The following is a 7443-nucleotide window of genomic DNA, read 5'->3' as shown; positions in this document are numbered from 1 at the left end:
GCCCGCCGGGTCCGAGCCCCGCACCAGCGTGGCGCCGACCGGCACCCGCAGCCGCCCGTCACCGCCGATGTCGGCGGTGCGGATGAGGATGGGGGAGTCGAGGGTCTGCGCACCGCCCGCGTCCCGGCCGAGCAGCGCCAGCGCACCCGCGTAGTAGCCGCGTCCGCCGGCCTCGTGCCGCTCGATGACCCGGCAGGCGTTCTGCACCGGCGAGCCGGTGACCGTCGCCGCGAACATCGTCTCCCGCAGCACCTCCCGCACGTCCAGCGAGGACCGGCCGCGCAGCTCGTACTCGGTGTGCGCGAGGTGCGCCATCTCCTTGAGCCGGGGCCCGACGACGACACCGCCCCGGTCGCCGACGGTGCACATCATCTTGAGCTCCTCGTCGACGACCATCGACAGCTCCTCGATCTCCTTGCCGTCGGCGAGGAAGTCCAGCAGGTGCTCGGGCGTCGGCCCCTCGGCGGGATAGCGGTACGTCCCGCTGATCGGGTTCATGACGACCGTGCCGCCGGACATCCGCACATGCACCTCGGGGCTCGCCCCCACGAGCGTCCTGTCCCCGGTGTGCACGACGAACGTCCAGTACGCGCCCCGCTCGCCCTCCAGGAGCCGCCGGAACAGCGCCAGCGCGTCGGCCCGCCCGAACCCCGGGATCCGGCCCTCGTACGTCCGCCGGATCACGAAGTTGGCGCCCTCGCCCCGCCCGATCTCCTCGTCCAGCACCCGCCCGACGATCCGCGCGTACTCCTCGTCGTCCACGTCGAAGCCGCCGTCCTCGACGCGGACGTCGTGCGCCGGCAACTGCTCCAGGACGTCGGCGAGCGGGAGGCCGTACCGCTCCTCGGGGGTCAGCACCAGCAGCGGCGTGCCGTCGTCGCGCACGTCGAAACCGCGCTCGCGGATCTGCCGGAAGGGCACCAGCGCCAGCCCCTCGTCGGGCAGCGCGGCCAGCCGGTCGTGCTCCGCCACCGGGCCGAGCAGCAGCTCCACGGTGTCGTGGTCATGGCCCGGGGTGCGGCGGCGCAGCAGGGCGAACGGGCGGTCGCAGGCGGTCAGGGAGCGCAGGTCGAACTGGGTCATGGTCCGTGTCCTTCTCGTTCTCTCGGTGAGACGCGGTGAGAGGAACGGCCCTGATCCGGAAAACACCGAAGGCCGCCTCTCGGGGCGGCCTTCGCGAAGTCTTGCGTACGCGCAGTCAGTGGGCCGCCGGATGAGCGGTCCACCACCAGTTCTGGATCGAGTGCGCGAACATACGGCGCAGCGTACCCCACCGCCGGGCCGTCCACAGGGCGTTACCCGTGTCTCACTCCCTGGGCATGGGGCGGGAGCGGTCATCGGACCCCGTAGTGTTGAGGCCGTGACCGTGAACGCTAAGACCAGCGCGAGCGCTGGCAACACCTGGCGAGACCTGCCCGCGGCGCAGCAGCCCGAGTACCCCGACACCGAGGCTCTGCGCGCAGTGATCGCGGACCTCGAGTCGTATCCGCCGCTCGTCTTCGCGGGCGAGTGCGACCAGCTGCGCGCCCGGATGGCGTCCGTCGCCAAGGGAGAGGCGTTCCTCCTCCAGGGCGGCGACTGCGCCGAGGCCTTCGACGCGGTGTCCGCGGACCACATCCGCAACAAACTCAAGACCCTCCTCCAGATGGGCGCCGTGCTCACGTACGCCGCCTCCGTGCCCGTCGTGAAGGTCGGGCGGATCGCCGGGCAGTACTCCAAGCCGCGTTCCAAGCCGACCGAGACCCGTGACGGCGTCACCCTGCCGACCTACCGCGGCGACTCCGTCAACGGCTTCGATTTCACCGAAGAGGCCCGGATCCCGGACCCCGAGCGACTCAAGCGCATGTACCACGCGTCGGCGTCCACGCTGAACCTGGTGCGCGCCTTCACCACCGGCGGCTACGCCGACCTGCGCCAGGTGCACGCCTGGAACCAGGACTTCGTGAAGTCGTCCCCCTCCGGCCAGCGCTACGAGCAGCTCGCCCGGGAGATCGACAACGCGCTGAACTTCATGCGGGCCTGCGGCACGGACCCGGCCGAGTTCCAGACCGTCGAGTTCTACTCGTCGCACGAGGCGCTGCTGCTCGACTACGAGTCGGCGCTCACCCGCGTCGACTCCCGCACCGGGCAGCTGTACGACGTCTCCGGGCACATGGTGTGGATCGGTGAGCGCACCCGGCAGCTGGACCACGCGCACATCGAGTTCGCCTCGAAGATCCGCAACCCGATCGGCATCAAGCTCGGCCCGTCGACGACGGCCGAGGAGGCGCTTCAGTACATCGAGCGCCTGGACCCGGAGCGCGAGCCCGGCCGGCTGACGTTCATCGTCCGGATGGGCGCGGACAAGATCCGCGACAAGCTCCCGGAGCTGGTGGAGAAGGTCACCGCGTCCGGCGCGACCGTCGCCTGGATCACCGACCCGATGCACGGCAACACGTACGAGGCGGCCTCCGGTCACAAGACCCGCCGCTTCGACGACGTGCTCGACGAGGTCAAGGGCTTCTTCGAGGTCCACAAGTCGCTGGGCACCCACCCGGGCGGCATCCACGTGGAGCTGACCGGTGACGACGTCACCGAGTGCGTGGGCGGCGGCGACGAGATCTTCGTCGACGATCTGCACCAGCGCTACGAGACGGCCTGCGACCCGCGCCTGAACCGCAGCCAGTCGCTCGACCTGGCGTTCCTGGTGGCGGAGATGTACCGGGACCAGTGACGGTCCGTCCCGGGGACGGGTCGTGAAATGGGGCGCGGGTCACATGGGATCCGCGCCCCCTCTGCTTTTGCCGGCCTTGCGTGATGGGTTAGGTTAGGTTTGCCTCACCGATCAGTCGGGCCCTCCGGTCGTCGGTACGGCACGACCATGTACCCCGCTCGGGAGGTGAACCGCGTGTTCGTCTGCAGCTGCTTCGGTGTCACCGAGGAACAGGTGAGGGGCCACGCGGAAGCCGGTGCCTGCACGCCCCGGCAGATCGCCTCCGCCTGCAAGGCCGGCACCGACTGCGGTGGCTGCGTACGGCGCATCCAGGCCCTGCTGGGCCGCGGCGCCTGCCCCCGTCGGCAGCTCGCCGACCAGGGGGGACCGGTCCTCTCGGAGCTTCCGGAAGCCGCCTAGACCAGCTTCGGTCCCGACGGGTCGGGCTGGGACTGCTCGATGACCGTCGACAGGTAGAGCGACTCGCCCAGCTTGTCGATCAGGTCCAGCTGGGTCTCCAGGTAGTCGATGTGGTGCTCCTCGTCGGCGAGGATCGCCTCGAAGATGTTGGCCGACGTGATGTCGTTCTTGTTCCGCATCACCTCGATGCCCCGGCGCAGCCGGTCGATGGCCTCGACCTCGACCTCCCGGTCCGCCTGGAACATCTCCGTCACGCTCTGGCCCACCCGCACGTGGAAGAGGCGCTGGTAGTTCGGCAGGCCGTCCAGGAGCAGGATGCGGTCGGTGAGCAGCTCGGCGTGGCGCATCTCGTCGAAGGACTCGGCCCGCGTGTACTTCGCGAGCTTGGTCCAGCCCTTGTGGTCCTGCAACTTCGAGTGCAGGAAGTACTGGTTGATCGCGGTGAGCTCGGCGGTCAGCTGCTCGTTGAGGAATTCGATGACCTCGGGGTCGCCCTGCATCGCTTAAGGCTCCTTCCACGCGGGAACTGGCGGTGTGCGCCGCATGATTGCACCGGCATCGAAGATCGTCCAGTAAGTCTTGACTTAGTAAGTACGTACATGCTTAGTCGGTATTGCCCCTTTTGATCCCATGTAAGGGGGGCGTGTCAGGGGCATCGGTCCGGGTCTGTCAGGATGGAGGCATGGGTCAGCCGGTGGAACACGGGTCGGGAGAGGGCGCTTCGGATCAGACGCCGCAGTTCGAGCTTCCGCCGGGCCAGCGGCTCCAGCGCGGCTGGCCGGTGACGCACTACGGGCCGGTCCCCAAGTTCCGGCCCGAGCGGTGGGAGTTCCGGGTCTTCGGCTCCACCGCCGACGGCGACAAGCACTGCTGGACCCACGAGGAGTTCACCGCACTGCCGTACACCACGGTGGTGGCCGATCTGCACTGCGTGACGAAGTTCAGCATGCTCGGCTCCGAGTGGGGCGGCGTCCCCGCCCGCACGATCCTGGAGATCGCCCCGCCCGGGCCCGCCGTCACCCATGTGATGGTGTGGGCGGAGTACGGGTTCAGCTCCAACCTCCGGCTGGCCGACTTCGCCGCCGAGCGCACCCTCTTCGCCACCCACAAGGACGGCGAGCTGCTGACCGCCGAACACGGCTTCCCGCTCCGCCTGGTCGTCCCCCATCTGTACGCCTGGAAGGGCCCGAAGTGGGTCCGCGGCATCGAGTACATGACCGCCGACCGCCGCGGCTTCTGGGAGGAGCGGGGCTACCACAACATCGGCGACCCCTGGCGCGAGCAGCGCTACTCCTACCAGGAGGAGCCCGGGGACGGCCCCGAGCTGTGACCCCCTGAGGGGTCAGCCGTCGCGCAGCTTCTTCAGCCGCTCGACGTCCGCCGCGTGCCCCTCCTTGCCGCCCGGCGTCTCGATGACCAGCGGCACGCCCTCGGTCGCGGGGTGCGTCATCAGCGCCCGGAACGGGTCCTCGCCGATGTGACCGGCGCCGATGTTCTCGTGCCGGTCCTTGTGCGCGCCCGCCACGTCCTTGGAGTCGTTGGCGTGGATCAGCTTCAGCCGGCCCTCGCCGACGGTGTCCACCAGCAGGTCCAGGGTCTGGTGCATGCCGGCCGGGCCGGTCAGGTCGTGCCCGGCCGCGAAGACGTGGCAGGTGTCCAGGCACACGCCCAGCTTCGGGTGGGCGTCCAGCGCCTCGAAGTACGGGCCGAAGTCCCAGGTCCGCGAGCACAGGGAGGCGCCCTGCCCGGCGGTCGACTCCAGCAGCAGGTACGGGTCGTCGTCGTGGGTCAGCTCGTCCAGCAGCGGCAGCAGGTGCTCCCGTACCTGCTTCAGCGCCACCGAACGGTCCCGGCCGCCCGTCGCGCTGCCGGTGTGCACGACCACCCCGAGCGCCCCGATCGCGCGCCCGCGCCGCAGTGAGTGCCGCAGTGAGTCCACCGACTTCTCCACCGTCGCCTCGGTGTGCGAACCGAAGTTGATCAGGTACGGCGCGTGCACGTACGCCGGGATCGATCCGGCCGCGCAGGCATCCCGGAACGCCTCGTCCTGCTTCGGATTGCCGGCCGGGGTGGCCCAGCCGCGCGGGTTGGCGACGAAGACCTGCACGGCCTCGGCCTTCAGGTCACGGGCGTAGGACAGGCCCACGGAGTGCAGGCCGCCGGCCACGGGCACGTGACCGCCGACGGGGTTGCGCGGGAGGGCGGACTGTTGACTGTTCACCCATTCAGGGTGTCATGCCCCGTCGCGCGTCCGGACCGTGAGAGTCCTCACCTGATGGTGATCTTGATGGTCGAGCCCTTGGGCGCCTTGTCCCCGCCGTCGACGGACTGGTCCTTCACGGTGTCGCCGAACAGCCCGAGCAGCCCGCGGTCCTCCTTGACCCCGAACCCGGCGTCCTCCAGCTTGCGCTTCGCGTCGTCCACGCTGTCGCCGGTCACGTCCGGGACCTCGATCATCTCGGGGCCCTTGGACACCGTCAGCGTCACCGTGTCGTCCTCGGCGGCCCGGCTGCCGGGGTCCGGCGTCTGCCGGGCGACCTGGCCCTTGTCGTACTCGGAGGTGACCTGCTCGGTGGCGACCTTCACCTTCAGGCCGGCGTCCTCCAGCTCGGCCTTCGCGTCCTCCAGGTCCTCGCCGGTGACGTCCGGTACGTCGACCGGGCGGCCCTTGCTGACGACCAGCGCGACGGCGGAGCCCGAGCGCACCTCGGTGCCCGTCTCCGGGTCCGTGGAGATCACGAAGCCCCTCGGGACGTCCCGGCTGAACTCCCGGGTCACCATGCCCGGCTCCAGCCCCTCGTCCTTGAGCAGGGTCCGCGCCCGGTCCAGCTTGTAGCCCTCCACGTCCGGCAGCTTCACGGTGTCGGGGCCGTCGGAGATCGTGAGCGACACCGAGTCGTTCTTGCGGATCCGGGTGCCGACCCCGGGATCGGTGCTGATGACGGTGCCGCGCTCGACCGTGTCGCTGTAGGCGTGCTTGACCGAGCCGACGTCCAGCCCGGCGTCCGACAGCCGGTCCTCGGCCTGCGCCTCCGTCTTCGACAGCAGCGGCGGCACCTTGGTGAACTGGCCGGAGTTGATGTACCAGAAGCCCGTGCCGACGCCGAGGACCAGCAGCACGGCGACCACGACGGCCAGCGGGCCGCGTCTCACCTGCGGGCGGCGGCGCCGGGGCGGCAGCGGCGGGGGAGTGGCGAACCGGCTGGTGCGGTGCACCCCGTCCGCCGGGGCCCCGCCGTCCGGGACGGCGTCCTCGTCCTCGTTCACCGGCAGCGGCCTGGGCGTCGTCAGCGCGCGCGGGATGACGCTCGTGCGGTCCTCGGCGTTGTCGTGGTCCGCGGCGAGGGCCTGCGGCGGCACCGCGTCCAGCTGCTCGGCGGTCAGCGCCGCACGCGCCTCACGGGCCTCGGCCAGCAGCGCCACGGCGTCGTGCGGACGGACGTCCGGGGTGCGCGCGGTCGCCGACGCGACCAGGGCGTCCAGCGCGTACGCCATTCCCGGGACGGCGGCCGACGGCGGCGGCACGTCCTCGTGGAGGTGCTTGTAGAGGATCTGCGCGGGGGAGTCCCCGTCGTGCGGCTTGCCGCCGGTCAGCATCTCGTACAGGACGACACCGCACGCGTAGACGTCGACCCGCGGATCGGCCGTGCCGTGCTCGATCTGCTCGGGCGCCAGATAGGAGACCGTGCCGAGGACCGAGCCGGTGGTGCTGGTGACCGTGTCCACGGCCCGCACCAGCCCGAAGTCGGCGACCTTGACCCGGCCGTCGTCCCCTATCAGCACGTTCTCCGGCTTCATGTCCCGGTGCACGAACCCGGCCCGGTGCGCGGCGCCCAGCGCGGCCAGCACCGGCTCCAGGATGTCCAGCGCCGCCCGCGGCCGCAGCGCCCCGCGCTCGCGCAGCACGTCGCGCAGGGTGCAGCCGGCGATGTACTCCATCGCCAGATAGACGTACGCCCCCTCGGCGCCCTGGTCGAAGACCTGGACGACGTTGGGGTGGTCGAGCCGGGCCACCGACTTGGCCTCGCGGATGAACCGCTCGACGAAGGTGGCGTCGGTGGCGAGCGTCGGGTGCATCACCTTCAGCGCGAGCACGCGGTCCAGGCGGGTGTCCACGGCCCGGTAGACCGTGGCCATCCCGCCGACCGCGATCCGCGCCTCGACGCGGTACCGGCCGTCGAGCACCTGCCCGACCAGAGGGTCCTGAAGGGTCGTGTCCACGCAGGCGAGTGTACGAGCCACCACGGACACGCCTGGAATCCCACCGGTTCTGAAGCGCACCTGTGACGCTTCTTACGCAGCTGCGGGCAGTCGTGCCGCTGGGGCGGCAC

At 70.6% G+C, this 7443-nt stretch carries 8 protein-coding genes; 3 read left to right on the top strand and 5 right to left on the bottom strand.

Annotated features, from left to right (window positions below; translation table 11 throughout):
- Together GTW67_RS29215 and GTW67_RS38640 are read right to left on the bottom strand one after the other, a co-directional pair.
- The coding region (locus GTW67_RS29215) for a chorismate-binding protein (protein WP_202437837.1) at nt 1-1083 on the bottom strand (1083 nt) is incomplete at its 3' end.
- Nucleotides 1084-1198: 115 nt separating this feature from the next.
- Nucleotides 1199-1255, bottom strand: coding sequence for a trp operon leader peptide (locus GTW67_RS38640; RefSeq protein WP_076973970.1), 57 nt, complete (start codon nt 1253-1255; stop codon nt 1199-1201).
- Nucleotides 1256-1360: 105 nt separating this feature from the next.
- Between GTW67_RS38640 and GTW67_RS29205 the strand changes: the two genes are divergently transcribed.
- Nucleotides 1361-2713 (top strand): class II 3-deoxy-7-phosphoheptulonate synthase, encoded by a 1353-nt coding sequence (locus GTW67_RS29205; protein ID WP_161167755.1) that lies wholly within the window; start codon nt 1361-1363, stop codon nt 2711-2713.
- A 147-nt stretch (nt 2714-2860) separates the two neighbouring features.
- Complete coding sequence (locus GTW67_RS29200; protein ID WP_161167754.1) at nt 2861-3112, top strand: (2Fe-2S)-binding protein; 252 nt, start codon at nt 2861-2863, stop codon at nt 3110-3112.
- Here the strand turns inward: GTW67_RS29200 and bfr are convergent.
- Nucleotides 3109-3612 (bottom strand): bacterioferritin, encoded by a 504-nt coding sequence (gene bfr, locus GTW67_RS29195; RefSeq protein WP_161167753.1) that lies wholly within the window; start codon nt 3610-3612, stop codon nt 3109-3111. The genes GTW67_RS29200 and bfr overlap by 4 nt on opposite strands.
- 182 nt (nt 3613-3794) lie before the next feature.
- Between bfr and GTW67_RS29190 the strand changes: the two genes are divergently transcribed.
- On the top strand, nt 3795-4442 hold the full coding sequence (locus GTW67_RS29190) for a sulfite oxidase-like oxidoreductase (protein ID WP_161167752.1): 648 nt from the start codon (nt 3795-3797) through the stop codon (nt 4440-4442).
- A 12-nt stretch (nt 4443-4454) separates the two neighbouring features.
- Here the strand turns inward: GTW67_RS29190 and GTW67_RS29185 are convergent, their stop codons facing one another.
- Together GTW67_RS29185 and pknB are read right to left on the bottom strand one after the other, a co-directional pair.
- Nucleotides 4455-5333, bottom strand: coding sequence for a deoxyribonuclease IV (locus GTW67_RS29185; RefSeq protein WP_161167751.1), 879 nt, complete (start codon nt 5331-5333; stop codon nt 4455-4457).
- A gap of 47 nt (nt 5334-5380) precedes the next feature.
- Nucleotides 5381-7333 (bottom strand): Stk1 family PASTA domain-containing Ser/Thr kinase, encoded by a 1953-nt coding sequence (gene pknB / locus GTW67_RS29180; RefSeq protein ID WP_161167750.1) that lies wholly within the window; start codon nt 7331-7333, stop codon nt 5381-5383.
- Between the last annotated feature and the right edge of the window lie 110 nt (nt 7334-7443).

Origin of the sequence: Streptomyces sp. SID5910, from assembly GCF_009862125.1 — a bacterium.
GTDB lineage: Bacteria > Actinomycetota > Actinomycetes > Streptomycetales > Streptomycetaceae > Streptomyces.
The sequence above is the reverse complement of the archived record's forward strand: the minus strand, read 5'-3'. Positions and strand labels throughout refer to the sequence as shown.